The sequence below is a fragment of the Mitsuaria sp. WAJ17 genome, from assembly GCF_014174515.1.
In the GTDB taxonomy this organism is placed as follows: Bacteria; Pseudomonadota; Gammaproteobacteria; order Burkholderiales; family Burkholderiaceae_C; genus Roseateles_B.
Map to the genome: position 1 here is coordinate 33,195 of NZ_JACJUG010000027.1, position 24,323 is coordinate 57,517.

The 24,323-nt window shown below is 69.8% G+C and carries 31 protein-coding genes; 4 read left to right on the forward strand and 27 right to left on the reverse strand.

Translation table 11 applies throughout. The features are described from left to right. The first annotated feature begins 6 nt into the window (after window positions 1-6). Complete coding sequence (fghA, locus tag H5407_RS18945; RefSeq protein WP_183106057.1) at window positions 7-858, forward strand: S-formylglutathione hydrolase; 852 nt, start codon at window positions 7-9, stop codon at window positions 856-858. Window positions 859-876: 18 nt separating this feature from the next. On the opposite strand, the gene H5407_RS18950 is transcribed toward fghA, so the two are convergent. The 3 genes from H5407_RS18950 to H5407_RS18960 form a co-directional block, all read right to left on the reverse strand. Beyond that, a complete protein-coding gene (locus tag H5407_RS18950) occupies window positions 877-2,559 on the reverse strand; it encodes an alkaline phosphatase family protein (RefSeq protein WP_183106058.1) in 1,683 nt (560 codons plus the stop codon). An 82-nt stretch (window positions 2,560-2,641) separates the two neighbouring features. Next, window positions 2,642-3,016 carry a DUF1801 domain-containing protein gene (locus tag H5407_RS18955; protein ID WP_183106059.1) on the reverse strand — a complete coding sequence of 125 codons (375 nt, stop codon included), beginning with the start codon at window positions 3,014-3,016 and terminating at the stop codon, window positions 2,642-2,644. 108 nt (window positions 3,017-3,124) lie between these two features. After that, window positions 3,125-4,123 (reverse strand): hypothetical protein, encoded by a 999-nt coding sequence (locus H5407_RS18960; protein ID WP_183106060.1) that lies wholly within the window; start codon window positions 4,121-4,123, stop codon window positions 3,125-3,127. A 325-nt stretch (window positions 4,124-4,448) separates the two neighbouring features. Here H5407_RS18960 and H5407_RS18965 point away from each other — a divergent pair, with 325 nt between their 5' ends. Next, on the forward strand, window positions 4,449-4,913 hold the full coding sequence (locus H5407_RS18965; RefSeq protein WP_183106061.1) for a hypothetical protein: 465 nt from the start codon (window positions 4,449-4,451) through the stop codon (window positions 4,911-4,913). A gap of 221 nt (window positions 4,914-5,134) precedes the next feature. On the opposite strand, the gene sodC is transcribed toward H5407_RS18965, so the two are convergent. The 11 genes from sodC to H5407_RS19015 all read right to left on the reverse strand — a co-directional run bounded on the left by sodC (window position 5,135) and on the right by H5407_RS19015 (window position 11,282). Next, complete coding sequence (sodC, locus tag H5407_RS18970) at window positions 5,135-5,653, reverse strand: superoxide dismutase family protein (RefSeq protein ID WP_183106062.1); 519 nt, start codon at window positions 5,651-5,653, stop codon at window positions 5,135-5,137. A 165-nt stretch (window positions 5,654-5,818) separates the two neighbouring features. Further along, window positions 5,819-6,241: a hypothetical protein gene (locus tag H5407_RS18975; RefSeq protein ID WP_183106063.1), complete on the reverse strand. Its 423-nt coding sequence runs from the start codon at window positions 6,239-6,241 to the stop codon at window positions 5,819-5,821. Window positions 6,242-6,261: 20 nt separating this feature from the next. Continuing rightward, a complete protein-coding gene (locus H5407_RS24440; RefSeq protein ID WP_255501328.1) occupies window positions 6,262-6,396 on the reverse strand; it encodes a hypothetical protein in 135 nt (44 codons plus the stop codon). A 69-nt stretch (window positions 6,397-6,465) separates the two neighbouring features. Next, complete coding sequence (locus H5407_RS18980) at window positions 6,466-6,603, reverse strand: hypothetical protein (RefSeq protein WP_183106064.1); 138 nt, start codon at window positions 6,601-6,603, stop codon at window positions 6,466-6,468. Between the two features lie 284 nt (window positions 6,604-6,887). Next, window positions 6,888-7,253 (reverse strand): hypothetical protein, encoded by a 366-nt coding sequence (locus H5407_RS18985; protein WP_183106065.1) that lies wholly within the window; start codon window positions 7,251-7,253, stop codon window positions 6,888-6,890. Window positions 7,254-7,346: 93 nt separating this feature from the next. Next, window positions 7,347-7,844 (reverse strand): ASCH domain-containing protein, encoded by a 498-nt coding sequence (locus H5407_RS18990; RefSeq protein ID WP_183106066.1) that lies wholly within the window; start codon window positions 7,842-7,844, stop codon window positions 7,347-7,349. Window positions 7,845-7,879: 35 nt separating this feature from the next. Then, the gene (locus H5407_RS18995) at window positions 7,880-8,272 is read right to left on the reverse strand and encodes a DUF4345 domain-containing protein (protein WP_183106067.1); all 393 of its coding nucleotides are present in this window, start codon (window positions 8,270-8,272) and stop codon (window positions 7,880-7,882) included. 48 nt (window positions 8,273-8,320) lie between these two features. Then, complete coding sequence (locus tag H5407_RS19000) at window positions 8,321-8,902, reverse strand: GNAT family N-acetyltransferase (protein ID WP_183106068.1); 582 nt, start codon at window positions 8,900-8,902, stop codon at window positions 8,321-8,323. Between the two features lie 159 nt (window positions 8,903-9,061). Next, a complete protein-coding gene (locus tag H5407_RS19005; protein WP_183106069.1) occupies window positions 9,062-9,493 on the reverse strand; it encodes a hypothetical protein in 432 nt (143 codons plus the stop codon). A 216-nt stretch (window positions 9,494-9,709) separates the two neighbouring features. Then, a complete protein-coding gene (locus H5407_RS19010) occupies window positions 9,710-10,288 on the reverse strand; it encodes a DUF2087 domain-containing protein (protein WP_183106070.1) in 579 nt (192 codons plus the stop codon). A gap of 367 nt (window positions 10,289-10,655) precedes the next feature. Continuing rightward, entirely contained in the window at window positions 10,656-11,282 is a 627-nt protein-coding gene (locus tag H5407_RS19015; RefSeq protein WP_183106071.1) for a PEP-CTERM sorting domain-containing protein, read from the reverse strand. A gap of 314 nt (window positions 11,283-11,596) precedes the next feature. On the opposite strand from H5407_RS19015, the gene H5407_RS19020 reads away from it, so the two are divergent. After that, window positions 11,597-11,971 (forward strand): putative quinol monooxygenase, encoded by a 375-nt coding sequence (locus H5407_RS19020; protein WP_183106072.1) that lies wholly within the window; start codon window positions 11,597-11,599, stop codon window positions 11,969-11,971. A gap of 31 nt (window positions 11,972-12,002) precedes the next feature. On the opposite strand, the gene H5407_RS19025 is transcribed toward H5407_RS19020, so the two are convergent. From H5407_RS19025 to H5407_RS19075, 11 genes are all read right to left on the reverse strand, one after another. Then, window positions 12,003-12,455 (reverse strand): hypothetical protein, encoded by a 453-nt coding sequence (locus H5407_RS19025; protein WP_183106073.1) that lies wholly within the window; start codon window positions 12,453-12,455, stop codon window positions 12,003-12,005. A 116-nt stretch (window positions 12,456-12,571) separates the two neighbouring features. Beyond that, a complete protein-coding gene (glcF, locus tag H5407_RS19030) occupies window positions 12,572-13,837 on the reverse strand; it encodes a glycolate oxidase subunit GlcF (protein WP_183106074.1) in 1,266 nt (421 codons plus the stop codon). A gap of 12 nt (window positions 13,838-13,849) precedes the next feature. Continuing rightward, window positions 13,850-14,962 (reverse strand): glycolate oxidase subunit GlcE, encoded by a 1,113-nt coding sequence (gene glcE, locus H5407_RS19035; protein ID WP_183106093.1) that lies wholly within the window; start codon window positions 14,960-14,962, stop codon window positions 13,850-13,852. A 15-nt stretch (window positions 14,963-14,977) separates the two neighbouring features. Next, window positions 14,978-16,477 carry an FAD-linked oxidase C-terminal domain-containing protein gene (locus tag H5407_RS19040; RefSeq protein WP_183106075.1) on the reverse strand — a complete coding sequence of 500 codons (1,500 nt, stop codon included), beginning with the start codon at window positions 16,475-16,477 and terminating at the stop codon, window positions 14,978-14,980. 70 nt (window positions 16,478-16,547) lie between these two features. Continuing rightward, window positions 16,548-18,206, reverse strand: a complete 1,659-nt coding sequence (locus H5407_RS19045) for an L-lactate permease (protein ID WP_183106076.1) — start codon at window positions 18,204-18,206, stop codon at window positions 16,548-16,550. A 179-nt stretch (window positions 18,207-18,385) separates the two neighbouring features. Next, entirely contained in the window at window positions 18,386-18,853 is a 468-nt protein-coding gene (locus H5407_RS19050) for a hypothetical protein (RefSeq protein ID WP_183106077.1), read from the reverse strand. 2 nt (window positions 18,854-18,855) lie between these two features. Continuing rightward, window positions 18,856-19,332, reverse strand: coding sequence for a metal-dependent hydrolase (locus H5407_RS19055; RefSeq protein WP_183106078.1), 477 nt, complete (start codon window positions 19,330-19,332; stop codon window positions 18,856-18,858). Window positions 19,333-19,341: 9 nt separating this feature from the next. Further along, window positions 19,342-20,223 (reverse strand): LysR substrate-binding domain-containing protein, encoded by an 882-nt coding sequence (locus H5407_RS19060; RefSeq protein WP_183106079.1) that lies wholly within the window; start codon window positions 20,221-20,223, stop codon window positions 19,342-19,344. A 77-nt stretch (window positions 20,224-20,300) separates the two neighbouring features. Next, window positions 20,301-21,023 (reverse strand): PhaM family polyhydroxyalkanoate granule multifunctional regulatory protein, encoded by a 723-nt coding sequence (locus H5407_RS19065; RefSeq protein ID WP_183106080.1) that lies wholly within the window; start codon window positions 21,021-21,023, stop codon window positions 20,301-20,303. 55 nt (window positions 21,024-21,078) lie between these two features. Then, window positions 21,079-22,041, reverse strand: coding sequence for a TraB/GumN family protein (locus H5407_RS19070; RefSeq protein ID WP_183106081.1), 963 nt, complete (start codon window positions 22,039-22,041; stop codon window positions 21,079-21,081). Then, window positions 22,038-22,517, reverse strand: a complete 480-nt coding sequence (locus H5407_RS19075) for a TIGR02281 family clan AA aspartic protease (protein ID WP_183106082.1) — start codon at window positions 22,515-22,517, stop codon at window positions 22,038-22,040. The genes H5407_RS19070 and H5407_RS19075 overlap by 4 nt, the downstream gene beginning before the upstream one ends. Before the next feature lie 168 nt (window positions 22,518-22,685). On the opposite strand from H5407_RS19075, the gene H5407_RS19080 reads away from it, so the two are divergent. After that, a complete protein-coding gene (locus tag H5407_RS19080) occupies window positions 22,686-23,093 on the forward strand; it encodes a VOC family protein (protein ID WP_183106083.1) in 408 nt (135 codons plus the stop codon). 77 nt (window positions 23,094-23,170) lie between these two features. Here the strand turns inward: H5407_RS19080 and infA are convergent, their stop codons facing one another. Both infA and H5407_RS19090 read right to left on the reverse strand, forming a co-directional pair. After that, window positions 23,171-23,431 (reverse strand): translation initiation factor IF-1, encoded by a 261-nt coding sequence (infA, locus tag H5407_RS19085; protein ID WP_183106084.1) that lies wholly within the window; start codon window positions 23,429-23,431, stop codon window positions 23,171-23,173. A gap of 532 nt (window positions 23,432-23,963) precedes the next feature. Beyond that, window positions 23,964-24,314: a DUF2834 domain-containing protein gene (locus tag H5407_RS19090; protein ID WP_183106085.1), complete on the reverse strand. Its 351-nt coding sequence runs from the start codon at window positions 24,312-24,314 to the stop codon at window positions 23,964-23,966. Window positions 24,315-24,323 lie beyond the last annotated feature (9 nt).

Here is a 24,323-nt window from a genome sequence, read left to right on the forward strand (position 1 = left end):
GTCGGCATGAACGAGGCCCCCCGGCTCCTCTCCGAGCACGCCTGCTTCGGCGGTGTGCAGCGCTTCTACGAGCATGCGTCCGAGGCCACTGGCACGCCCATGCGCGTGGGCGTCTACCTGCCGCCCCAGGCCGGGCAGGGGCCTTGCCCGGCCCTGGTCTACCTGGCCGGCCTGACCTGCACCGAGGAAACCTTCGCGATCAAGGCCGGCGCTCAGCGTGAGGCCGCGCGGCTGGGCCTGATCCTCGTCTCCCCCGACACCAGCCCGCGCGGCACCGCCATCGCCGGGGCCGACGCCGACTGGGACTTCGGCCACGGCGCCGGCTTCTACCTCGACGCCACGCAGTCGCCCTGGTCGCCCCATTTCCGCATGGAGCGCTACATCACCGGGGAGCTGCACGAACTGCTGTGCACGCAGCTGCCGCTGCGCCCCGATGCCATCGGCCTCATGGGTCATTCCATGGGCGGGCATGGCGCGCTGACGCTGGCGCTTCGGCATCCGGGCCTGTACCGCTCGGTCTCGGCCTTGGCCCCCATCGTGGCGCCCAGCCAGGTGCCCTGGGGCCGCAAGGCCTTCACCGGCTATCTGGGCCCGGACGAAGCGGCCTGGGCGGCCCACGATGCATGCGCCCTGATCGCCGCCGGTCACCGCTTGCCGCCGCTGCTGGTCGATCAGGGCTTGTCCGACAAGTTCATGGCGGAGCAGCTGCAGCCCGAGCGCCTGGAGGCTGCCTGCCGTGCGGCTGGGCAAGACCTGACCCTGCGCCGACACGCGGGCTATGACCACGGCTACTACTTCGTGGCCAGCTTCATGGCTGATCATCTGCAGCACCATGCCGCACAGCTCCTGAGGGGCTGAGGGCGGGGCGCCGGCAAATCAGGGCTTCAGCCCCGGCACGGGCAAGACCTGACCCTGCGACTGGCGCGGCGGCGGCAGGTTCAGCATGCGGGCCAGCGTGGGAGCGATGTCGGCCACCACCACGGGCTGGCGCACCTCGCCATGGCCCCACCATGCCGGGCCCCAGGCCAGGATGGGCACGTGGGTGTCGTAGCGGTAGGGCGAGCCGTGGGTGGTGCCGGTAGTCTTGCTGCTGATCATCCAGCCCGGCTTGACGATGATCTGCAGCGGCGCGGCGGCGTCCGGGTGCCAGGACAGGCGCATGCGGCTCAGGATCTCGGGCGCAGGGCCGGTGCTGCTCAGCTGCGCGCGGGTGAGGGCGGCGGCGATGCCGGGCACCTGCTCGGCGGCGCGGGCCGCGAGGGCGTAGACCGCCTCTCGATCCAGCCCCCGGGACTGGATGCGCGTCTCGTCGAACAGCATGCCCGTTCCGGACCAGTGCGTGACCCAGGGACCTTCGCCGAGCTCGCGGGCCAGGCCCTCATCGACGGTGTTCATGAGCGTCTTCAGCGACACGCGGCCGGCATCACGCCCTTGAGAGCGGGCCCACTCCGGCGTGTCCAGGAAGCCGTGGTCGGCCGTCAGGACCACCATGTAGCGGTCCCGGCCGACGCGCTCGTCCAGCGTCCGGAAGAAGGCCTGCAGGTAGCGGTCCAGGTGCAGGAAATGGTCGTGCGAGAGGCGAGACTCCGGTCCGAAGGCATGGTTGACGTAGTCGTGACTGGACAGGCTGATGCTCAGCAGGTCCGTGACCTCGTCCGCGCCCATCTGCTCCCCCTCGATGGCGGCGCGGGCGAAGTCCAGGGTCAGCTCGTCGGCGAAGGGCGAGGGCAGCAGATTGGCCCAGAAGGCCGGCCCCGGCGCGCTCATGCCGGCGCCCACCACGGCGGGCAGGCGGTTGCCGTTGCCGCCGCTGGACTGCCAGGGCTGGCCGTCCGGCACCGAGCGGTTGTAGGCGTGCGGGTCCTTCAGCAGCGGCTCCCAGCTGCGGCCGAAGTAGCGGTCGGCGGGATGGGCCTCGTTGAAGGCGCGTGCCCAGGCGGGCAGCTCGGGCAGGTAGTAGTCGCTGCTCGTGAAGCCCCCGCTGCTCTGCATGTAGAGGTAGGCCGTGCCCTTGTGGCCGCTGGGCAGGATGGCGCCACGGTCCTTGCCCGAGATGCCAATCATGCGGGCCTCGGGGTGCAGGGTGCGCAGCACGTCGCCCACGGTCTCGACGCGGTAGTTGCGCGGGCTGGTCCCTGCCAGGGCTGGCGTGGGATGGCCGAGGTAGTGGTGGGCGGGGTCGTCGGTGTTGTAGCGCTCCTCGCGCGTCTGCGGGTCCACCCACTCGTTGCCGATGATGCTGCTGCGTTGCGGATAGGCCCCGCTGAGCATCACCGAGTGGCCGGCCGCCGTCACCGTGTAGCCGTGACCATGGTGGGCCTCGGAGAACCACAGGCCGCGGTCCAGGAAGCGCCGGAAGCCGTCCTCCGCCAGCTGGTCGCGGTAGGCCAGCACCTGGCGCATGGGCAGGCCGTCCACGGCCATGAAGACCACCAGGCGCGGCGGGGCGGCGGGCACGGGCCTGGGCAGCGTGGAACAGGCCTGGAGCACGAGGAGGGCGCAGGCCGCCGAGAGGCGGGCGAGTGTGCGAACGGAGGGGCGGGGGCAGCGGAGGGACATGAGCCGGGCGAAAAATCGGGCGCGCAAGGGACGGGAAGTATCTCCCAAGGCCAGCCCGGGGGGGGCGCCGCGCAGCCGGCATTCAGGAGGCCGGCCGCTCGTCCTTGGCGGCCTGCAGGGCCAGCGGCAGGTAGGCGGCCAGTTGCTTGTCCAGCAGATCCTCGGGACCGCGGAGCTTCAGGTGCCGTCGCCCCTTGCCCTGGCCTTCGAGATGGCCGAAGGCATCGGCGATGCGAGCGCCACTGCCGAACTCGACGCTCACATGCGCCTTGTAGACGAACACACCACCGAACGTGACCCCTTCGGCGCTGAACAGGATGCCGCCGTACTTCAGCGCCTCCTCCACGCCGGGAAAGCGCTGCGCGACCAGAGCACGGACGGCCTGGACGAGCTGGTGCCTGGCCTCGCTGACAAGGCGGATGTCCTCCAGAAAGGTCTGTAGGGAGGCAGCGGGCATGGAGTGGGTCGGGGGAAAGTTCTGAGCGGGACCGCCCAGCATGGCATAGGGCTGCTGCCAGCGCTGTGTCAGCTGGGCGGTCCTCGCAAAGGGCGGCTCAGGGCTGCCTCAGTAGTCCGGGAAGCACTGCTTGCGGGGGTTCTGCCAGCTGCACACCCAGCTCCACTTCACCTGGGCTTGCTCGACCATGCCAACGCCGAAGGAGAAGGCGGGCGAGCTGAGGCTCAGGTCCAGCACCGTGCCGGTCTCGGTGGTGGTCATGGGCTCGCCGCCGAACCTGGGCCGGACCTGCACACCCTGACCCAGCTTCAGGGTCAGCTGGCTGTTGCCGACCAGGTAGGGCAGGTTGTTCTGGATGTACTGGCCCAGGGCGAAGCTGCTGCCATTGGGCAGGGTGATGACCTTGTCAACCGGCACCAGCTTGTTCAGGCCGCTGAGGAAGTTGGCGTTGCGGTCGAACAGCAGGTCGTTCTTGAGGCCGCCCAGCGAACCCTGGATGCCGGCCACGACGCCCGAGTCCATGCGCGAGGCGATCTGGCCGATGATGAAGTCGCCGATGAAGGGGAGCATCCAGCTGAGGTTGGAGTCGCAGTCCGTGCTGGACGAGACATCAGCCGTGGCACCGGTCTTGTCGTCCAGCAGGCGGCCGTCCACGCTGCCGTACTGGGCCGTGATGCTGAAGTTGCGCAGGCTCAGGGTGTTGACGCAGTCGTAGCTGATGATGCCCAGCTTGCGGCCGGTGAAGCGCGTCGAGGCCGTGTAGCTCCAGCCGCTCAGCTGGATCAGGGTGATGCCCGAGCTCTGCGGCGTGATGGTGACGGTGGGGGCGCCCGAGAGCGTGCCCCTGAGGAAGCTGCCGCCGCTGCTGGCGGCCTTGTTGGCCACAGCAGTGTTCAGGCCGCTCTCGACCTGCATGGGCACGCGCCTCATGGCCGTGGCCATTTCGACCAGGGGGCCGCTGCCGTAGCTGTTCTCGGCGTAGCTGACGCTGGCGCCGTTGTAGCGGGCCGTGGCAATGTACTGGCTGCTCTGGATGGCGGGGACGATGTCGGCTTGCGCAAGCGCCATGCTCAGGCTGAGTCCGACGAAGAGTAGAGATTGCTTCATGGTGTACGGGGTTCGTGGGTTGTGGGGACTGCAGGGCTGGACGCAGGCCAGGGGCCCCGTGTGCGATGGCGTCGGGCGAACATGGTCGTCGTCTGGCTGGAGGGGAGTGTAGGAGTGTAGGAGTGAAGTTATTGCGGCAGTGTGTGACCCTGTGTCGAACAGGTGTGCCGCTGTCCTTATGGGCAGGGAGTCGAGGGCCAGGCCTTGCCTGCCGGTCGCAAACCCCGATGGCATCGGGGCGACATGCGCACGGCCGTACTTCCGTCGGCGCATCGCATGCGCTAGCCTGGCGACGCAGGCATGTGCCTGCTCACTGTGACGTCACATGGGTATATCGATCCGATCGAGCACTTCCCTTCAACGGCTGGCAGCACTCCCCCTCGCTGCGGCCCTGGCAAGCCTCTCGGCCTGCTACGTCGTGCCCCTGGAGGCACGGCATGCGCACCCTGCGCCGGCGCCCGCCCAGGTCAGCGTTGCGCCACCGGCCCCCGTGACCTTCCCGGTCCGGCTCTACCCCACCAATGACCTGGCCGCGCGCTACGGCATGGTCAGCGCCACGGTGACGAACGACCTGCATGGCAAGGGCGTCTTCAGCACCCACATCAACGGCGAGGCCTTCTCCGGCGAGGCGACGCGCAAGACGGATTTGCACCGAAACGGTGTTGCCAACGGCGCGGGGAATCGCGGCGCCTACATTTCCTGCACCTACAGCATGAACAGCAGCACGCAGGGGACGGGGCAATGCCGCCTCTCCGACGGCGCCGAGTTCTCCATGCACATGGGCAACTGAGGCCGATCGCCTTCAGCGGCAGCCCCGGCCTCTTCCGGCGCGACTCCCACCCGGCGCGGCCCTGCCCGTCGGGTGGCCCTGGCCACGGCGCCCGATCGCTAGCGCGCGACCCGCGGCGTGCCGCGCTGCTGCGTGCAGGGCACACCGCCGTGCTTGGCGTTCATCCAGGTGCCCGGACTGTCATGCCCTCGCGTGCTGCCTGAGGACCGTGCGGCCCTGGCTCACTCGATCACGCCGCAGGCCACGCGGGCACCGCCGCCGCCCAGGGGCATGGGGTGGTCCGAATGGTTGTCGCCGCCGGCATGGACCATCAGGGCGCGCTGGCGCACGTCCGCCAGCTTCAGTCGCGGCGCCAGGACCGGGTTGGCGGCCGTGCCGTCGGCCGCCACATGCAGCGGGGGCAGATCGCCCAGATGGCCGTCGCCCCAGGGTTCGCCATGCTTCTTGCTGCCCTGGGGATCCAGGTGGCCACCCGCGGCGAGGGCGGGAACCATCGCGCCTTCCTTCTCGGCCGCATCGCAAGAGGGCTTTTCGTGGACGTGGAAGCCATGCAGTCCAGCGGGCAGGCCCTTCAGCGCAGGATGGAAGGCGAGGCCGTAGGGCGTCTCGACGATGCGCACGGTCCCCAGGGCCGCGCCGGCGCCCTGCTTCTCGGCCATGTGCAGGGGCACCGTCAACTCGGCGCCGCTGGCGGCCGTGGCCGAGAGGAGCCAGGCGGCTGCGATCAATGTGTTCTTCATGGGCTGTCTTCCTCCAGATGCTGGCCAGCGATTGAATGCTGGCGATGGTCCGCGCTGCTGGCGCGGGGTGCTTGGCTTGAAACCGGCCCGATTGTGGCCGCACCGCTTCGGATCCATCAAGCGCCCGCTGTGGCGCCCTGCTTCGCGTGGCCGTGCAGGCCCTTGTCACTCGGCGAACGAGATCCAGGCCTCCTGGCCCGAAACCGTGTAGCTGCGCCGCGCGCCGGTGGATGCCTGGCAGACCACCGTCGGCCATTGCAGCGTGAAGTCGGGGAAGTAGTGGGGCAGCGTGAAGTAGGCGGACTGCTCGAGGTCCACAACCACGGTGCGGCGTTCGTAGCGCTGCGCCATCCAGGAGAAGACGCAGTACCGGGAGCAGGCCGAGAAGGCGAAGCAGCAGCCCCAGGCATGGCCGGGGAAGGCGCGGCCATCGATGTGCAGTCGATGAAAGGAATCCCCGTGCGGGGGCTCGCCGGCATAGAGGCTCTGGAGGCGGTGGCGGCCGTCGGGCGAGACAAGCAGGTAGTCGCCCATGCCCGCCCAACGGGACCGGCCGTCGGCCGCGAACTGGATGACATCGGTGCTCATGGGCGGTGCCCAGGCCTGGGTCAGGCGCCCGGCACGGCGCGCGAGGCGCGAGCATTGGGCGTCAGGCTTGCCATCGTGCGGAAGAACAGGTGAAGGTGCAGCGTCATCGTGGCGAGGCCGGCGTAGCGCAGCAGGGAAGGGCTTGAGCATTTCATGACGCAACGAGGGATGACCCCGGCGGGGGCGGCCGATGCCGGCTCATCCGCCGGAGGGGCGGGTGTCCATTACGTCCGCACAGCCTGCAGCGCGCGCTTCTCCTTGGCCTGGATCAGGCGCTGGACGATGGTGCAGACCGAACGCGCCTGCTGCTCGTCGATGGGCTTGGTGCCCGCCCGCCAGGCTTTGATGACAAGTGCGCTCAAGTGGATGTTCTCGCAGAGGTCTTGGATGCAGCGGTGGGGGCCACCCTGCGGCGTGCGATTGTGCAGCGTCCGGCAAGGACTGGCCGCCCGGGGGCGTGATGTTTTTACTCCCACCGATGGGGGGCTGGTCTTGACTGGTCACCCTGGCGCAGGACGCGGCGCACCCGCTCGCAGCGCCTGGCGTTGGCTAGGTCCCGGCGACACTTCCGCAAGGCGGTGCCTTCGCTGGGCGTGCACCGCAGCGCCTCGCGGGCACGAGGCAAGCGCTACCCCTGGCGCAGGCTTCAGACGGTAGCCGGCTCCGCGCGAAGCGCCAGCTGCGTCCAGACGGCGCCCGCGAAGTCCGCCAGGCCGAACACCACCAGGATGGGGCTGGCGAGCCCCAGGGCGGCGAAGGCGGCGAAAGCCGCCAGGACCAGGGCCCGCGTATAGACCGAGGCCTGGAAGAAGGCCCGGGCCTCGCACTTGGCGGCATAGACGTAGTACACGCCGATATTGAAGGCCAGGACGCCGACGACCCGTATCCAGACCTCCTGCGTCGGCGGCAGGCCGAACAGCGAGAGAAGGAGATTGGGGGCGAGGATCAGACACAGGCCCAGGACGATCACGTAGAGACCGAAGGCTTTGACGCTGAAGGCGGGCTTGGACATGCGGACTCCGGATGGTAGGCGGTAGGGCGGATTCTTGCAGCTTGCCGACACAGGGCGTCCGGCGGGCGCGGGCCTCGATGGACCCAGGCGGGCTCAGGTGGCCGCGCCGTGGCCCGGCTGATAGATGACCCTGAAGCATTCACACGCCACCGGCATTCCCTCCTCGAAGCGGCGCCCCGCCCGCTCGCACTCCCGGTTGAAGTAGGCGCGGTGGCCTTGCTGCCAGTAGGCCAGGGTGCCGTCGCCCTCGCCCTCGGTGGCAGCGAACTCGGCGCCGACCTCGCGAAAGGGCAGCACCTCCACGCTGAGGGTCTCGATGACGCACAGCGGCTTTCCGGCCCAGTTCGTGACGATGCTGAGGTCGCCGGGCCTGGGCAGGCGCTTGCCTTCGGCCTCGAAGGACCAGACGGAGCCAGCGGTGGCGCGCTTGCGTCCCTGGAGCACCAGGGCGGCGAGTTCGTCGGCCAGGGGCTGACTGTCGCCGAAGAAGAAGGCTTCGTAGAAGCGTTCGTCCAGGCGTTTGCCGTCGGCGTCGGCGGCGGCACTGCGAAAGGCGGACCAGAAGTCGTGGAGCTGTGCAGTGAGGGTCATGGCGGCGCCCTGTGGGCTGGGGGGGGCTGGCCGCATCAGCGCCGGGCGAGCGCGTATCGCGACTGCCAGGCGATGAACAGCGGCGCCCCCACGATCTCCAGGACGGTGAAACCAACGAAGGGCAGCGGCGGCAGGCCCAGGAAGACCATGGACAGCAGGCGCCCGATGCCGCCGGCAAAGATCATCAGCCACAGGGCGCGGAACAGGGTCGTCTCCTCCTCGATCCTGGGAATGAGCCAGTAGACCGCCAGGCCCAGTACCAACCACAGGCCCCCGAAGAAGCGCAGATTGCTGTCCAGCAGCGCATTCGCCGGCAGCCCGGCCGAGGCGTAGACAGGATCGCTCAGGCCGAACAGGGTGACGATGCCCGTGCCCACGGGGACCGCCCCCAGCACGGCCATCGACACTTGCAGCGAGCGTTTGCTCATGGGATCTCCTGTGAGGTGCGGATGCGTCGGGTGCCCGGGCCTGCGCGCTCAGGCCGCCTGGAGCCGTCCTTCCAGAGCCAGCCGGGCCTGCGGCCACTCCGGCCGGATCAGACTGTAGAGCACCGAGTTGCGGATGTAGCCGTCCCGCATGACCATGTGGTTGCGCACGATGCCCTCCTCGCGCGCGCCGATGCGCACGATGGCTTGGCGCGACTTCGTGTTCCGCTCGTCCGTCAGCAGCTCGACCCGGTTGCAGCCCCAGGACTCGAAGGCATGGCGCAGCATGAGGTACTTGGCCTCGGTGTTGATGTGGGTGCGCTGGCTGGAGGCCGCGAGGAAGGTGAAGCCGATCTCGACGCGGCGGTGTGCGGCCTCGAAGCAGCGGAAGCGCGTGCTCCCCAGCACTCGGCCGGATGCGGCGTCCAGCGTGGCGAAGGCAAGCTCCCGCCCCGCTGCATGGGCCGTCTGCGCGTCGTCCAGGAACTGCGCCAGGTCGCGGGGGTGCGGGACAAAGGTGACGGGGAGCTCCCAGAGTCGGCCGTCCTCGATAGCCCGGGCCAGCCCCGGCAGATGGGCCTCGGACAGCGGCTCCAGCCGCACGCGACGCCCCTCCAGGGCGGTCTGCTCCATCTTCACTTCAGTCTCCCGTTCATGCCTGTTCGATGGCCGTGGCGATCATCGATAACGTGTAAAGCCAACGTCCCCATTGTGCCGCCAGGCAGGCAAGGCCTGGCACCATCCACTTGCCCAGGCGGCGAGCAGCGCCCTGGCGACGCGCCTGCGGGCACGCTAGCGGGCCTTGCTCCCCTGGCCTTCGGGCGGGCGTGCGGCAAGGCGCCGGTGCGGGAAGGCCAGGGTGATGAGAGTCGGGAAGATGAAGCCCTTGAGGTAGCTGAGCGGGTGCCGTCCCCGGGTGAACTCGACGGGAAGCTCGCCGAAGTGCGCCCAGTACTGGGTGGCCACCAGGCCGCCGATGCTGATCCACATGCCCCATAGCGCCCGGGGCCTGCCCCACACGACGAGCAGAAGGCTCGACGCGATGGCGACGCGCAGCACCCACTGGATCACGTCGAAGAGGGTGGGGGGATGGCTGTCCAGGTCCAGCAGGGCCTCGCCCAGCATGACGCTGTGATGGAAGACCAGCAGCCCGGCCAGCACCAGAATGAGCAGGCGCCTGGTCATCAAGGCCGGTCCCGAGGAGAAGAGAGATGTGAGCGTCATCGGCCGCCTGCCTTTGCGTCGGTTGCCGGTCAAGGGGACGGGCGCCGGGATGTCGGCGCCCGTGCCCTGGCCTGGCGCCGGCCGCCAGGCTGAGGGTCCGCGGATGATAGGGGCCAGTGATTCGGCGGGCCCCGTGCCGGAAGTCGGGCGGCGTCAGGCCCGAGGGCCCGGCCTGGGGTCCGCCTCGGGTCTCTTTGCGGCCACGGCACTGCCGAGCTACTGGAGCGCGAGGCGTTGCGAGCGCCAGGCTGAGAGCAGGGCGCGGACCTCGTCGTCGGGGCGCGCGGGCAGCTTCCAGTACTCGGAACAGTCGCTGCGCCGGGCCAGCAGGCGGTGATTGACGAGCTCGCGCCGCAGCGTCACGTGATCACCGAAGGCATTGGCGGCACGCAGGATGGCGTTGACCTCGCGCTCTGTGTAGCGGCGCTTGCCGTCAAAGTGCGTCCAGAGCATCCACATGGCCATGCGCTGGACAGTGAACTTGGTGGGCCAGCGCAGCAGCCTGCCTTGCGCGTCGAACTGCGAAAGTGTGCGGCGAGCGTTGGCTGACAAGGAGGCCGCAGCCTCGGGCGCAGCCGAAGCAGCCGAAGCAGCCGGGGTGTCGGGGCGGGCGCCGATGGGCGAGGCGGACCTCGCCTTCAGTGCTTGGAGGTTGCGGTAGCCCGCGGCGCGGGCGATCAGGTTCTGCAGTTCGACGTGCCCCGGCATCGCCTCACGGCCAGCCAGGGAACGGGCCAGGCTGCGGGTGAAGGCGGACAGGTCAGGGACGAGCAGTGGCGTGGATTGACGGACCATGAGAAGCAGCTCCTTGTGCAGGCTTCTGCTCGGGAACGCATCGCGTCAATGAGCGATGCCGGGGGTCGCCGGCTTGCCGGAGTCCCAAGCAGCGGCCGCGAAGCGCGGACATGGCTGTGACGAGGAATCCAGGATCTTGGCAGGTTTAGCTCACGGGAAATCCCGTGCGGCGACGCCTGGGTGAACTGCCGACCCGGGGCCGAGTGTAGCGCCAGCACGGGCGCCGGCCTGCTGGCGCGGTTCGCATGGCGGCTCAGTCCGCCAGCGCGCCGCGCCCGAAAGGCAAGCGCGGGGGGAAGAACCAGGCGTAGAACAGGGAACTCAGGACGATGATGCCGACCCGACCCTGCGCAGCGCCATGCGGGGCTCAGCGGATCCGCCGACGGGCGCTCAGGCCCAGCCCCGCCAGCGCGAGGGCGGCCAGGGCCAGACTGCCGGGTTCCGGCACGCGGCCGGGGCTGCGATCCAGCACCAGGTTGTCGAAGGCCACGGCATAGGCGGTATGGCCCCTGAATTCCACGCTCAGCAGGTTGTCGAAGCCCGACAGCAGCTTGGTGGCCCAGGCATCGCCGGTGTTCAGCACGGCCATGACCGTGCCACCGCCCAGCACAGAGCCGATCAACTCCAGGGTGCCTGCGGGGCCGCCCGTCTCCCAGTTGCCGACGTCGATGCTCTTGAGCGTGAACGGCGCGCCGCCGGTCAGCTTGATGGAGGTGCCACTGAAGCAGGTCGAGTCATAGGCGCAGAAGACGAAGGTCGCGCTGCCGTTGGAGTTGGACGCATCCTTGCCGAAGATGCCGTCGTTGAAGGTGCCGGGGTTCATGTTGGTCAGCGTGTAGCCGCTTTCTGTATAGGGCGTCACGGGGATGATCTGATCGGCGTCGGCGGTCACGCCTTCGAAGCTCAGGACCACCGGGGCGGCGCTGGCGAGGGTCGGTACTGCGCTGAGCGCGACGAGGGCTACGGAGCTGAGGGCTGCAGTGAACTTGCGCATGAGATACCTCTGATGTTGTGATGGCGGGCCGTTTGGAGCCCGGGGGAATCCTGCAAGGTTCGCGCCAGGACCAGGGTTCGCATGGCCCATCAATCACTTGGCATTTCCACTGCTGTCCTTGAGGCCTGACGTGTCAAGGCGGCCGACGGCAAGGGTGAAAGCGGATGATCCGAAGCTGCACCGCAGGGGCGTTTGACTTGAACCGGGAGTGCGCGATGCGCCCGTTCTCCCTGCGTGCTGCAGGGCGGTGATGGAGTCAGGCGCCAACGTGCAGAATGCGCTGACCGATACCGCCATGACAAGGAGGAGACGCCATGTTCAAGGACGACACCGACTGCACGATCGCGCCCTACTTCGAGATCCACGAGGACAAGGTCCCGGCCTTCAAGGCCTTGAGCAGGCAGCTGGTGGAGATCACCCGTCAGGAGCCTGGATGCCGGCACTACGCCTTCTCCTTCAGCGGCCAGGCCGCCCATTGCCGGGAGGGCTATGTCAACGCTGAGGCGCTGCTCGCCCATCTTGAGAACGTCGGCGGTCTGCTGGGCCAGTTGCTGCAGGTGGCCGAGCTTGTGCGGCTCGAGGTGCACGCTCCGGCGCATGACGTCGAGAAGCTGCGCGGGCCGATGTCGGCGCTGAAGCCGCAGTTCTTCATCCTGGAGCCGGGCATCCGGCGCGCGGCGATGGGCTGAGTGGCGGCCCAGGCAGGCCGGCAGGACTTCATCAGCGCTTGCCCGCCGGGCTGTCCGGGAGTGGGCCGTACTTGCGCCGCCATGCCTGCAGGGACAGCGGTTCTCCGCCGGTGACGTCGCTGACGAGCATGTCACCGCTGCCCAGGTGGACCAGGAACACGTTCCACAGCGACAGGTGATCGCCCTCGTCCGCATAGACCGACACCGACCAGTAGCACCGCCCCCCGGTCCGGACCTGGCCATCCATGGGCATGCCGAAGGCCGTGGGTCGTCGGTGCCAGCCCGTCCAGGCCTGGAAGTCAGGCAGCTGCTCGACGAGACGGGTGGCCTTCAGGTAGTCCTGCGATCCAACCGCCTGGGCATCGCAGGCCGGTGCCGCAGGCGCCGTGCCGGCCCATGCGATGGACAGTGCGACGACGCCCAGACGCAGGGACTGGCGGCCGGCGTTCAGCAGGCTCGGCCAAGGTGTGTGCAGAGGTTCCATGGTGAGGGCGTCGTGAATCGCGGCGAGTCCCGCAGCGAGGGGGCTGTGTTGCCGAAACTATATTTCGTCGGCAGGCCACCGGCGGTGCGATGGCGCTGGCGAGCTCGGCGAGTGACTCAGCCCGGACTCAGCGCCTCATCCAGCACCTCCACCCAATGCCGCACCGGCTGCGTCGTCCCCGACTGCAGATGCTGGATGCAGCCGATATTGCCCGACACCGTGCAGTCCGCCTGCAGCGGCGCCAGGGCGGCGAGCTTGCGGTCGCGCAGCTGATGAGCGAGCTGGGGCTGCAGCAGGGAGTAGGTGCCGGCGGAGCCGCAGCACAGATGGCTTTCGGTGCGCGAGACCTGGATGTCGAAGCCAAGCGCGCGCATCAGGGCCTCCACGCCGCCCTTGAGCTGCTGGCCGTGCTGCAGCGTGCAGGGCGGGTGGTAAGCCAGGCGCGGGCGCTGGGGTGACGCCGCCTGGGCGCGCTCGAGGGCCTGCTGCAGGGCGCTGACTTCGGGGGTCAGCAGTTCGCTGACGTCCTTGCACAGGGCGCTGATGCGTGCGGCGCGCTCGGCATAGGCCGGGTCGTGGACCAGCAGGCGGCCGTAGTCCTTGACCATCACGCCGCAGCCGGAGGCGTTCATCACCAGGGCCTCGACCGGGCCTGCGCCGGCGAGGCCTTCGACCAGCGGCCACCAGGCGTCAATATTGCGGCGCATGTCGTCCAGGCCGCCGGCCTCGTCATGCAGATGGGCGCGGATGGCGCCGCAGCAGCCGGCGTCATCGGCCACCAGGGTCTGGATGCCGATGGCGTCCAGCACGCGGGCGGTGGCGGCGTTGATGTTGGGCATCAGCGCGGGCTGCACGCAGCCCATCAGCATCAGCATCCTGCGGGGCTGCGTGCGGGTGGGCCACTGATGGGCGCGCGGGCCGGCCTTGGGCGGCAGCTTCTCGCGCAGGGCCGCGGGCACGAGCGGGCGCAGGGCCTGGCCCAGCTTCGCGGCCGCCGGGAAGACGGGCGAGGTCAGGCCCTCGCGCAGCAGCCAGTGCGCGGCGCGCTCGGTGGCGGGCCGGGGCACCTTGCGGTCCACGATCTCGCGGCCGATCTCCAGCAGCTGCCCGTACTGAACGCCCGAGGGGCAGGTGCTCTCGCAGTTGCGGCAGGTGAGGCAGCGGTCCAGGTGCGCCTGCGTGGCGCGGGTGGGCTCGGCGCCCTCCAGCACCTGCTTGATCAGGTAGATGCGGCCGCGCGGGCCGTCCAGCTCGTCGCCCAGCAGCTGGTAGGTGGGGCAGGTGGCGGTGCAGAAGCCGCAATGAACGCAGCGCCGCAGGATGGCCTCGGCCGCCTCGCCGGCGGCGGTGTTGAGGAACTCGGGGGCGAGGCGGGTCTGCATGGCAAGAGGGGGTCAGAAATCGGGGTAGAGCCGGCCGCGGTTGAAGATGCCGGCCGGGTCGAAGGCGGTCTTGAGCTCGCGATGGATGCGGGCCAGCGGTGCGCTCAGGGGGCTGAACACGCCGTCGGACTTGTCCAGCGCGCGGAACAGCGTGGCGTGGCCGCCGGCCTGCGCGGCCAGCTCGCGCAGCTGCGCCGCGGGCAGGGGGGTGGTCACCCAGCGCTGGGCGCCGCCCCACTCGATCATCTGCTCGCCGGGGATGCGCAGGCTGGGCGCCGTCTGCGGGAGCGAGAGCCGCCACAGCTTGGCACCCCCCTGCACCGCGCGGTGGGCGCCGACGAAGAACTCGTCACTGTGGTCCCGCAGCCCGCGCCAGAAGCCGGCGGCCAGGTCCTCGGGGATCAGTTCACCGCCCAGCTCGCGCCGGGCCGCGGCCACGGCACGCTCGGCACCGGCCAGCTCCAGCACCAGGGCACCGTCCCAGGCCGCGCTGGCACGCAGGGGCAGGGGCAGGCCGGACCAGCGGTTCATCTGCTGCAGGGCCTCGGCCTCGGGCATGTCGAAGCGCAGGGTGCAGCGCGCCACCGGCAGGGGCAGCACCTTCAGCGAGACCTCGGCGATCACGCCCAGCACGCCCAGGCCGCCGCACATGAGGCGGGGCAGGTCGTAGCCGGCCACGTTCTTCATCACGGTGCCGCCGAAGCTGAGCAGCTCGCCGCGGCCATTGATCATGGTGAGGCCCAGCACATGGTCACGCAGCGAGCCCTGGGTGGCGCGCGAGGGGCCGGAGAGGCCCGCGGCCACCATGCCGCCCACGGTGCCGCGGCCCTCGAAGCGCGGCGGCTCGAAGGCCAGGTGCTGGCCCTGCCCGGCCAGCAGGGTCTCCAGCTCGGACAGCGGCGTTGCAGCCTTGGCCGTCACCACCAGCTCGCTGGGCTCGTAGGCGCTGATGCCGCTCAGGCCCGGCAGTTCCGTCAGGTCCAGCCACTCGCCCCGAGGCTCGCCGCCATAGAAATGCTTGCTGCCCTGGCCCTGGATCTGCAAGACCTGACCCCCTGCCGCGGCCTCGCGGATGCGGGCCTGCAGCCGGCCCAGGTCGGCCGGCGCGGTGCGGGGGGAGGGCATGGCGGATGCGGTCATTCAGAACCTCGGCAGATCAGGGAAGGCCAGCAGGCCTTTACGGACATGCATCTTGCCGTATTCCGCACAGCGCGCATGGCTGGGGATGAGCTTGCCGGGGTTGAGCAGGCCTTGCGGGTCGAAGGCGGCCTTGAAGTCGCGCATCTGCTGCAGCTCCTCGGGGCTGAACTGCACGCACATGGACGAGAGCTTCTCGATGCCCACCCCATGCTCGCCCGTGATCGTGCCGCCCAGGGCCACGCTGGTCTCCAGGATCTCGGCGCCGAAGCGCTCGCAGCGCTCCAGCTGGTCCGGGTCGTTGGCATCGAAGAGGATCAGCGGGTGCAGATTGCCGTCGCCCGCGTGGAAGACGTTGGCGCAGCGCAGGCCGTACTCCTTCTCCATCTCGGCGATGGCCAGCAGGATGTCGGCCAGGCGCTTGCGCGGGATGGTGGAGTCCATGCACATGTAGTCCGGGCTCAGGCGACCGGAGGCCGGGAAGGCGTTCTTGCGGCCGCTCCAGAAGCGCAGGCGCTGGGCTTCATCGGCGCTCACCGAGATCTGCGTGGCGCCGCTCTCGCGCAGCACGGCGCTCATGCGTTCGATCTCCTCCTCGACTTCGTCCGGCGTGCCGTCGCTCTCGCACAGCAGGATGGCCTCGGCCGTGAGGTCGTAGCCGGCGTGGACGAAGTCCTCCACGGCGGCGGTCATGGGCTTGTCCATCATCTCCAGGCCAGCGGGGATGATGCCGGCGGCGATGATGTCTGCCACCGCCTGGCCGGCCCTGCGGATGTCGTCGAAGCTGGCCATGATGCAGCGCGCCAGGATGGGGCGGGGCAGCAGGCGCACTGTCACCTCGGTCACCACGGCCAGCATGCCCTCGCTGCCGACCACGGTGGCCAGCAGGTCAAGACCTGGCACGTCCAGGGCCTCGGAACCGAACTCGACGGCCTCGCCGCGCACCGTGTAGCCCTTGACCCGCAACACGTTGTGCAGCGTCAGGCCGTATTTGAGGCAGTGCACGCCGCCCGAGTTCTCGGCGACGTTGCCGCCGATGGTGCAGGCGATCTGGCTGCTGGGGTCCGGCGCGTAGTAGAGGCCCAGGGGCGCGGCTGCCTCTGAGATGGCGAGGTTGCGGACGCCGCACTGCACGCGGGCGGTGCGGGCGAGGGGGTCGATGTCCAGGATCTGGTTCAGCCGCGCGAGCGAGAGCACCAGGCCGTCCGGATGCGGCAGCGCGCCGCCCGAGAGGCCGGTGCCGGCGCCGCGCGCCACCACGGGGATCTCCAGCGCCAGGCAGCAGCGCAGCACGGCGGCCACCTGCGCCTCGGTCTCGGGCAGGGCCACGGCGAGGGGGCGGGCTCGGTAGGCGGAGAGACCGTCGCACTCGTAGGGCGTGGTCTCTTCGGCCTGCCACAGGATGGCATGGGCAGGCAGCAGACCGCGCAGGGCCTGCACCAGGCGGTGCTGGCGTTGGGCGCGCTCGGCGGGAGAGAGCGTGGCGGCGTCGTTCGCGTTCATGGCTGGGGTTTCGTGCAGGGGCGGGGCTCAGGGCAGCACTTTAGCCCCGCCCGGGGGCCGCAGCGGCGGCTTACCTCACCATCCAGGTGAAGGGCGGCACATAGGCCTGCAGCGTGACCAGGATCCCCACCAGGCAGGCCAGGGCGATGCTGTGGAAGAAGACGTAGCGCAGGATGTCGCCCTCGTGGTTGAACCAGCGGGTGGCGGTGGAGGCCACGACGATGGACTGCGCGTCGATCATCTTGCCCATCACGCCGCCCGAGCTGTTGGCCGCGCCCATCAGATTGGGATTGAGGCCCAGCTGCTCGGCCGCCACCTTCTGCATGCCGCCGAAGAGCACGTTGGACGCCGTGTCCGAGCCCGTCAGCGCCACGCCCAGCCAGCCCATCAGTGTGCCGAAGAAGGGGTAGAGCACGCCGGTGCCGGCAAAGGCCAGGCCCAGCGTCGTGTCCAGGCCGCTGTAGCGTGTCAGCGTGCCCAGGGCCAGCATCAGCACGATGGTCAACAGCGAGGTGCGCACCAGCCAGACCGTCTTGAAGAAGGTGCGCACCAGGGCCGGGATGCCGTAGCCCATGACCAGGCCGCCGACGATCGCGGCGACGAGGATGCCCGTGCCGGTGGACGACAGCAGGTTGAACACGTATTCGGCCGCCTCGTTGTGCGGGGTCGGCACCACGGGGGCGACCTTCTGCACCAGCTTGTGCAGGCCCTCGATGGCGAACTTGGGCGCGAAGATCCCGTTCAGCGCGTTCTTGGTGGCCGGCAGGCCCCAGGCGAAGACGAAGACGGTCAGGATCACCCAGGGCGTCCAGGACTTGATCACGGTGCTGCGCGGATGCACCTGCGGCTTCTGCGGCGGCAGCGCGGTGCCGCCGTCCTTCTCATGGCCCTTCAGCGAGACGGAGGTCCACACGGTCTTCGGCTGCCAGACGCGCAGGAAGCCCACCAGGCAGCTCATGGAGACCATGGCCGCGATCACGTCCACCAGCTCCGGGCCGATGAAGTTGCTCACCAGGTACTGCGGGATGGCGAAGGAGAGGCCGGTCACCAGGATGGCGGGCCAGATCTCCATCATGGCCTTGCGCCCGGCGAAGGCCCAGATCAGCCAGAAGGGCACCAGCAGCGAGAAGAACGGCAGCTGGCGGCCGATCATGCCGGAGACGGCCATCAGGTCGTAGCCATGCACCTTGGCCAGCGTGATCACCGGCGTGCCCAGGGCCCCGTAGGCCACGGGCGCGGTGTTGGCGATCAGCGAAAGGCCCGAGGCGGCCAGCGGCGAGAACCCGAGGCCGATCAGGATGGCCGCCGTCACCGCCACCGGCGTGCCGAAGCCGGCCGCGCCCTCGAAGAAGGCGCCGAAGGCGAAGGCGATCAGCAGCAGCTGCAGGCGCCTGTCCTGCGTGATGCCAGCGATGGAGTCCTGCAGCACCTTGAAGCTGCCGTTTTGCTCGGTCAGCTGGTGCAGGAAGATGATGTTCAGCACGATCCAGCCGATGGGCAGCAGGCCGGTGAGCCCGCCCAGCAGCGCGGCCCGCGTGGCCATGCCCACCGGCATGCCGAAGGCCACGATGGCGATCAGCATCGCGCTCGCCAGGCCGGCCGCCGCGGCCACATGGGCCTTGAGGTGGAACACGCCCAGGCCCAGCAGCATGACCACCACCGGGATGGCGGCCACCAGCGTGCTGAGCAGCATGTTGTCAAAGGGGTTGTAGACCTGTTGCCAGACCATGGTTGTCTCCAGTCGCTCTTGTGGTGGGCTCGGGGGAAGGAGCCGCTGGGGAGCGATGGTGCGGTGCCAGGATCAGGCGCGGCGTGAATCCTCGCGGGCGCGGCTTTGAGGAAATTTCAAAGCGGGGACGGACACAGGGTAGATCCGGAGGCCGTCATCGCGGAGGCGTCAAGCTGTTGTCAGCGGCCCTCGGCTGATTCCCGCAGTGACCGGATGACACGGGCCGCCTGCTGGCCTTGCCAGGCGTTCTGCACGGTGCTGATGGCGAACAGGACGAACAGGGCCAGCAGGCCGCCAGTCATGAGACGGACGCCGGGCTGCTCCGCCGTCGAGAACATCATCCATCCGAAGACCAGGATGACTCCGGCGTGGAAGAGGCCGCGGCCCAGGGAGCGGTGCCTGGGCAGCACGTCCTCGCCCGTGGTGTGGTTGTGCCATCCCACGAGCGACTGGAAGTTGCCGGACTCCCGGAGCACGAAGCTGACCCGGTCGCCCGCCTTCAGGCTCGGGGTGCCGGCCGCGTTGAGGCCGTACACCTTGCGGCCCTGTGCCTCGAAGGAGAAGTCCGAGGTGGTGTCGCGGCTGCGTCCGATGGTCGGCCGCTGCACATCGAACACACGCTCCAGCGTCAGGGTCTCGACGTGCATGCTCAACGGTCTCCCTCTTGCAGCCGCCGCAGCCAGGCGGCCATTCCGCCCAGCATACCCAGCCCGAGGAGGATCAGGTGCAGCTCGGGCAGCGCGATGAGGCGAAAGAGCGCGTTGGACTCGCTGAACGGCGCCAGCGGGCGGATGTCGGTGTGCATGATGCTGTCCAGCATCACGTGGCTCCAGGCACCGAGCAGGGCGCCGAGCAGGAGCGAGCGCCGGTACGGCGGCGGCAGCGGCTGCCCCAGCCGCCAGCGCCGCCACAGCCCGGACAGCGCGGCCGTCGCGAGGCCGGCGAGCGTTGCGCCGACATAGGTATGGAAGAAGGCATGGACCTGGGGCTGTCCGCGCAGGAGGTTCCAGACGGACTCCACGTCGATCAGCACGTTGGCGGCGCAGAAGGCGAGGAAGCTCAGATGGCGGGGCGCAGCGCCGTGCAGGGCGGCACCCAGGCCGAAATGAAAGGGCGTGACCGGCATGCCGCGATGCTAGCCCAGCGCCTTGAACAGCCAGTCCGCAAACGCCGCGCACTCCCAGCGCTCCATCGCCCCCGGCTTCCAGCACAGATAGTGGTGGAAGGGCGAGGGCACGGCGCGGGGCGAGAGGCGCAGCAGCCGGCCGCTGTCCAGCCAGGTCAGGCCCAGCTTCATGCGCATCAGCGCCACGCCGAAGCCGGCCGCCGCGGCGTCTAGCACCAGGCCGACGTCGTTGAACTGCGCGCCGGCGCGGGGCTCGTCCAGGTGGATGCCGTGGGCCTCGAACCAGGTGCTCCAGGGGTCCAGCGGGCTGCGGATGAGGCGGGCGCGCCGGATGTCCTGGGCGGTATCGAAGCCCTCGAAGGGGCCGAACTCATGCAGGTACTCGGGGCTGCAGACAGGCGTGAGCTCGTCGCTGAGGATGCGTCGGTATTCCAGGCCGGGGTAGTCGCCGGTGCCGTAGCGGATTTCCAGGTCGGCGTCTTCGGCCTTGGTGTTGGCCAGCGGGATGGCCACCTGCATCACCAGTTCGACCTCGGGATAGGCGTGGCGGAACAGGGCCAGGCGCGGCAGCAGGATCTGGCGCGAGAAGGTGGGCGTCACCGCCAGGCGCAGGCGGGCGGACTGCAGATGGGCGCCCTCGGGCCGCGGGATCTGCTGAAGCGCCTTGAGCCCCTGGCGCACCGAGGGGAGGTAGCGCTGGCCTTCATCGGAAGGGCTGAAGTCCCGGCCGAAGAGCTTGAAGCCCAGCTGCGACTCCAGCTGGCGGATGCGGTGGCTGACGGCGCTGGGCGTCACGCTGAGCTCCTCGGCCGCCAGGCTCACGCTGCGCAGCCGGGCCACGGCCTCGAAGGCCAGCAGGCTCTGGATGGGCGGGATGCGGGGGGCGGCCATTCGCGCAACAGGGCAAAGGGCCTGAGCTTGGGCTTGGGTCGGCTGCGAACCGTCGCGGGAAGCCTGGGCCAGTGCGCTCAGCGCGCGCTGCCGCGCTTGCGGGCCGGGGCCTTGCGGGTGGAGACCTTCGCCACGGGCTTGGCCGCCGCATTCGCGGCAGCCCCGGCCGCGGCCCCTGCGGCTGCGGCCGCGCTCTTGGCTACGTTCAGCGGCATGGCTGCGGCCTTCTTGATGGTCTCGCCGGCGGCATCGAAGCTCTGCTTGACCATGGCGCCGGCCAGGTTCTTGGCGGCATCCGTGGCGCCGTCCTTCATGGCCTGGGTGGCCAACTGGGTGAACTGGTTGCTCAGGGCCGACCACCACTGCATGGGGTCCACGGCGCCCAGGCCCGGCGCGGTGGCGGGATCGGCGGCCTTGGGCGCGGGCTTGGCGGCGGGCTTGCGCGCCTTGGGCGTCGGGGCCGCCATCCCCGGCATGTCGGGCAGCTTGTACTCCGGCATGGGCGGCACCTTGAGCGTCTCGCCCAGCTCGGCAAGGGGCACGTTCATGGATTTCAGCGTGGACAGCGTCATGCGCTGCACCTCCAGCGCCTGGATGGTGGCGCCCAGCATGCGCGCGTTCTGCTCCAGCCAGAACTGCACGGTGCGCAGCTCCTCGATGCGCTTGGACAGCTCCTCTGGGTTCAGCGTGGGCGCGACCCACTGGCCAATGCCCGGCAGGGCGGCGCCGGCATTCTTGACCAGGCCCTGCAGGAACTCGAAACCGGGCACGAACTTGCTGAAGCTGCTGCTGTCTGCCATGGGGCCTCCTGGGATGATGGCGCGATGGTAGCGCCAAGGGCAGGCGGAGCGCTGCTCAGCGCGGCTCCGGCCAGCGCTGCGTGACCCTGAAGCCACGCGCCCGCAGGGCCACCAGCAGGCTGTCCTCGCCCGTCATGTGCAGGGCGCCCACGGCCACAAGCAGGCGCTGGCCCTTGGCATGCAGCCGGTCTATGCCCTCGGCCATGCCGGGATTGCGGTCTGCGATGGTGCGCTTCAGCGAGGCGCGGTCAGCAGGCGTGTGGACGCAGTCGCACCATTGCGGATAGGCCTCCAGGGTGGCCAGATCGCCCTGGTCCCAGGCTTCGGCCAGGAGGCGGGTCTGGCGGCGTACCTCGGGCGATTCCAGCTGGCGCAGGCCCTCGCGCACCTCCTCCAGCGCCTCCTGACGACTGGCCGGGATCAAGGCCTGCAGCTGCAGGGTGGGGGTCTCCAGTCCGGCCATCCTGAGCCCGCGCAGCTGCGCCTGGATCATCAGCCCCATCTCCTGGCCGAATTCGGCGCCCAGGCCCTCATCCCGGGCGCTCTGTACCACCAACTGACCCAGCTGCAGGACGGGGTGCAGGCGGGCATAGGGCGAGAGGTCCAGGCAGTAGCGCTGGGCCAGGGCCTGCATGCGGGACTGCAGCTCGGCGGGCAGCGCCAGCATGGGGCGGCCCGGGACGGGGGCGGCCATGGTCTGCATCACCTGGGGATCGCCGAGGTTCAGCTCCAGGGCCAGGGTGTCGCTGGCCGCCAAGGCCGCCTGCAGGCGGCGGCCCGGGATCAGCCACTCCGGTCGGCCCAGGTGGATGCTGGCGTAGAGCCAGGCGCTGCGCCCGTCCTTCTCCAGCTGCCACAGCAGGCCGCGGTCGGGGGCGCTGGCGGGGGGCTGGGCCAGCAGGGCGGGATTGGGGGCCGGCAGCGCCGGCGGGCAGTCCTGGGCCTGCGCGCTGGCGGCCATCAGCAGGAAGAGGAAGACGGCGCCGCAGCGGCGCAGGCAAGGACGAATGAGCTTCATGGGCGCTCCACGGTGAATTCTCCTTCGTGCTGGCTGAACTTCAGCCGGCCCAGCACGTCCATGCCCAGCAGGGGGGCGTCCAGCGCCGGCAGTACGACCACGCGCAGGCGGGGGGCCTGCAGGCCGCCCTCCAGGCTCAGGTCCACCTCGGCCGAATAGCCCTCGACCATGCCGCCAGCGGTGTTGCTGCGCAGAGACTCCAGCGGCCGCAGCCCCAGCTGCTCGGCCAGGGCGCGGGGCAGGGCTGTGGTGGTGGCGCCAGTGTCCACCAGGAAGACCGTGGCCTGCCCCGCCAGACGGCCGGGCCAGTGGAAGTGGCCGTCCGGGCCTCGCTGCAGGCGCAGCTCGCGATCGTTGAGGGTGAAGCGCGGGCGTTCGCGCTGGTGCTGCCAGGCCTGCACGGCCAGGAAGAGGGCGGTGAGGATCAGCAGCCAGATCGTCAGCAGCTTGAGGGTCGAGGGCAGTTCCTTGCTCATGCGCCACACGATGCCACAGCTTTGAGGGACAGGCGGGCGTCGCATGCGCGCAAGTGGCCCCCGTCAGGCTCGCCAGGGCGCGGCGGCTTGGCTATTCTGGACAGCCATTGCAACAAGAAGTTGCATATCCGTGTCCTCCGGTATCCAAGATTGTCGGGAGATTCAAGGATGTTGACCGCCACCGCCGCTCCTGTGGACACCCGGCCGACGGCCTGGACGATCCACGTCCGTGACCTGGGCCAGGCCCGCGCCTTCTATGGCGAGTTGCTGGGCTGCCGGGAGTCGGCGCCTGCTGACCGGGCGCTGTCCTTCGACTTCTTCGGCACCCGCCTGGCCGTGTGGATGGATGAGTCCTGCGCGCCCGAGCCTGGGCCCGCTGCGCTGGACGTCTGCCTCGCGCTGCCGCAGTGGCGCAATCTGGCCCAGCGCCTCATGGCCGCTGGCACGCGCTTCGAGGTGCCGCCGCACTGCCATCACGAAGGCCGGGTCGATGAGTGCTGGACCCTGTCCATCCGCGACCCCAGCGGCAATGCGCTGGCGATCCGCGCCAGCGGCGCGGCCCCTCGCTGGCATTGAGCTGCGCGGCGCGATGAAGAAGGCCTCCACAAAGGGAGGCCTGTTGCACTGCCCCAGGGCCGGGGCCGGGACGCCGATCAGTAGCGGCGGCGGGGCGCGGCGCCCATGGGGCCGCGAGTTTCCAGGTGACGGAAGGTGATGCGGCCCTTGTTGAGGTCGTAGGGCGAGAGTTCCAGCGAGACCTGGTCGCCGGCCAGGATGCGGATGTTGTGGCGGCGCATCTTGCCACCGGTGTAGGCCACCAGCGTGTGCCCGTTCTCCAGGGTCACGCGAAAGCGCGAATCCGGCAGCACTTCATCGACCTTGCCGCGCATCTCGATCAGTTCTTCTTTGGCCATGGATCTGTCCTTTGTTGAATCGTTGGGGGTCAACGCCGCCGGCCTGGCGCAGCCGCCGCACCGCATGCGGCGGTCGCAGGGGCGCGGGGGCCATCAGCTGACGGGTGCCGGAGCGTCGGAGGCCGAACGCGCGGGCGGAGGCATTTCAGGGACACACGGGCGGTGCCACCGACCGTATGCGTTGCGGGTGTGCAGTTCAGGATTCCGCACTGGACATGCCGGCCACGCCGGGGTCCGGAATCGTTGAGCCAGACGAGCTTGCCTGGTGTCGCGGGCGTCCCCCGGGAAGGACGGCTGCTGGCCGTGGCGTCCGCCGGGCCGCGCAGGGCGGGGAGGGGCGCACAGAATGCTGCAGAGGAAAGCGAGACGGCAGCAATGGGGTGGAGTTTAACAGCCGCCGTTGCTGCCAGGCCTACGGCCACCGCCGCTCATGCCAAATACGGCCGACTCGGGCCGCTGCAAGGGGTCTTTGTCGTGGGCTCGGGCTCGGTCATGGGCCGGCGCCGGGGGGGGCGTGCGCCCTCCAACGGGTTCAGCGCCTGCCGCCCGTCCGCGCCAGGGCCTGCTCGCGCCGAGCCAGGTACAGCGGGAGGGCGAAAGCCAGCCCGACGCAGAAGCACAGCATCACATAGAGCCAGGGCCGCCGGACCCCCGTGCGGCGGGCATCCACCCACGCGAACAGCGAAAAGGCCAGGGCGCTGATGTAGAGGTCGATGGTGAAGGCCGTGGTCAGCGGCGTGAGCAGGGCCGCACCGAAGAAGGCCGCGGGCGCCAGGCTGCCGCCCTGCAGCAGGTACTGCAGGTTGAAGGGCCAGGTGGCCAGTAGGCCGAGCAGGGCGAGGGCGTCGCAGGCCAGGGCCAGGGGAGGGTAGGTGGCAGGCATGGGGCAGTT

Coding starts and splice junctions, on each gene's coding strand:
- H5407_RS18965 (WP_183106061.1), top strand. CDS start 4,449: ATGGGTATATCGATCCGATCGAGCACTTCCCTTCAACGGCTGGCAGCA.
- H5407_RS19080 (WP_183106083.1), top strand. CDS start 22,686: ATGTTGACCGCCACCGCCGCTCCTGTGGACACCCGGCCGACGGCCTGG.
- H5407_RS19000 (WP_183106068.1), bottom strand. CDS start 8,902: ATGGAGCAGACCGCCCTGGAGGGGCGTCGCGTGCGGCTGGAGCCGCTG.
- H5407_RS18990 (WP_183106066.1), bottom strand. CDS start 7,844: ATGACCCTCACTGCACAGCTCCACGACTTCTGGTCCGCCTTTCGCAGT.
- H5407_RS18995 (WP_183106067.1), bottom strand. CDS start 8,272: ATGAGCAAACGCTCGCTGCAAGTGTCGATGGCCGTGCTGGGGGCGGTC.
- sodC (WP_183106062.1), bottom strand. CDS start 5,653: ATGAAGAACACATTGATCGCAGCCGCCTGGCTCCTCTCGGCCACGGCC.
- H5407_RS24440 (WP_255501328.1), bottom strand. CDS start 6,396: ATGAAATGCTCAAGCCCTTCCCTGCTGCGCTACGCCGGCCTCGCCACG.
- H5407_RS19040 (WP_183106075.1), bottom strand. CDS start 16,477: ATGAACGCGAACGACGCCGCCACGCTCTCTCCCGCCGAGCGCGCCCAA.
- H5407_RS18960 (WP_183106060.1), bottom strand. CDS start 4,123: ATGAAGCAATCTCTACTCTTCGTCGGACTCAGCCTGAGCATGGCGCTT.
- H5407_RS19075 (WP_183106082.1), bottom strand. CDS start 22,517: ATGAGCAAGGAACTGCCCTCGACCCTCAAGCTGCTGACGATCTGGCTG.
- H5407_RS19005 (WP_183106069.1), bottom strand. CDS start 9,493: ATGACGCTCACATCTCTCTTCTCCTCGGGACCGGCCTTGATGACCAGG.
- H5407_RS19060 (WP_183106079.1), bottom strand. CDS start 20,223: ATGGCCGCCCCCCGCATCCCGCCCATCCAGAGCCTGCTGGCCTTCGAG.
- H5407_RS18985 (WP_183106065.1), bottom strand. CDS start 7,253: ATGTCCAAGCCCGCCTTCAGCGTCAAAGCCTTCGGTCTCTACGTGATC.
- H5407_RS19050 (WP_183106077.1), bottom strand. CDS start 18,853: ATGCACGTCGAGACCCTGACGCTGGAGCGTGTGTTCGATGTGCAGCGG.
- fghA (WP_183106057.1), top strand. CDS start 7: ATGAACGAGGCCCCCCGGCTCCTCTCCGAGCACGCCTGCTTCGGCGGT.
- H5407_RS19055 (WP_183106078.1), bottom strand. CDS start 19,332: ATGCCGGTCACGCCCTTTCATTTCGGCCTGGGTGCCGCCCTGCACGGC.
- H5407_RS19015 (WP_183106071.1), bottom strand. CDS start 11,282: ATGCGCAAGTTCACTGCAGCCCTCAGCTCCGTAGCCCTCGTCGCGCTC.
- H5407_RS19070 (WP_183106081.1), bottom strand. CDS start 22,041: ATGAAGCTCATTCGTCCTTGCCTGCGCCGCTGCGGCGCCGTCTTCCTC.
- glcE (WP_183106093.1), bottom strand. CDS start 14,962: ATGCCCTCCCCCCGCACCGCGCCGGCCGACCTGGGCCGGCTGCAGGCC.
- infA (WP_183106084.1), bottom strand. CDS start 23,431: ATGGCCAAAGAAGAACTGATCGAGATGCGCGGCAAGGTCGATGAAGTG.
- H5407_RS19025 (WP_183106073.1), bottom strand. CDS start 12,455: ATGGAACCTCTGCACACACCTTGGCCGAGCCTGCTGAACGCCGGCCGC.
- H5407_RS19090 (WP_183106085.1), bottom strand. CDS start 24,314: ATGCCTGCCACCTACCCTCCCCTGGCCCTGGCCTGCGACGCCCTCGCC.
- H5407_RS18955 (WP_183106059.1), bottom strand. CDS start 3,016: ATGCCCGCTGCCTCCCTACAGACCTTTCTGGAGGACATCCGCCTTGTC.
- H5407_RS19065 (WP_183106080.1), bottom strand. CDS start 21,023: ATGGCAGACAGCAGCAGCTTCAGCAAGTTCGTGCCCGGTTTCGAGTTC.
- H5407_RS19045 (WP_183106076.1), bottom strand. CDS start 18,206: ATGGTCTGGCAACAGGTCTACAACCCCTTTGACAACATGCTGCTCAGC.
- glcF (WP_183106074.1), bottom strand. CDS start 13,837: ATGCAGACCCGCCTCGCCCCCGAGTTCCTCAACACCGCCGCCGGCGAG.
- H5407_RS18975 (WP_183106063.1), bottom strand. CDS start 6,241: ATGAGCACCGATGTCATCCAGTTCGCGGCCGACGGCCGGTCCCGTTGG.
- H5407_RS19010 (WP_183106070.1), bottom strand. CDS start 10,288: ATGGTCCGTCAATCCACGCCACTGCTCGTCCCTGACCTGTCCGCCTTC.
- H5407_RS18950 (WP_183106058.1), bottom strand. CDS start 2,559: ATGTCCCTCCGCTGCCCCCGCCCCTCCGTTCGCACACTCGCCCGCCTC.
- H5407_RS19020 (WP_183106072.1), top strand. CDS start 11,597: ATGTTCAAGGACGACACCGACTGCACGATCGCGCCCTACTTCGAGATC.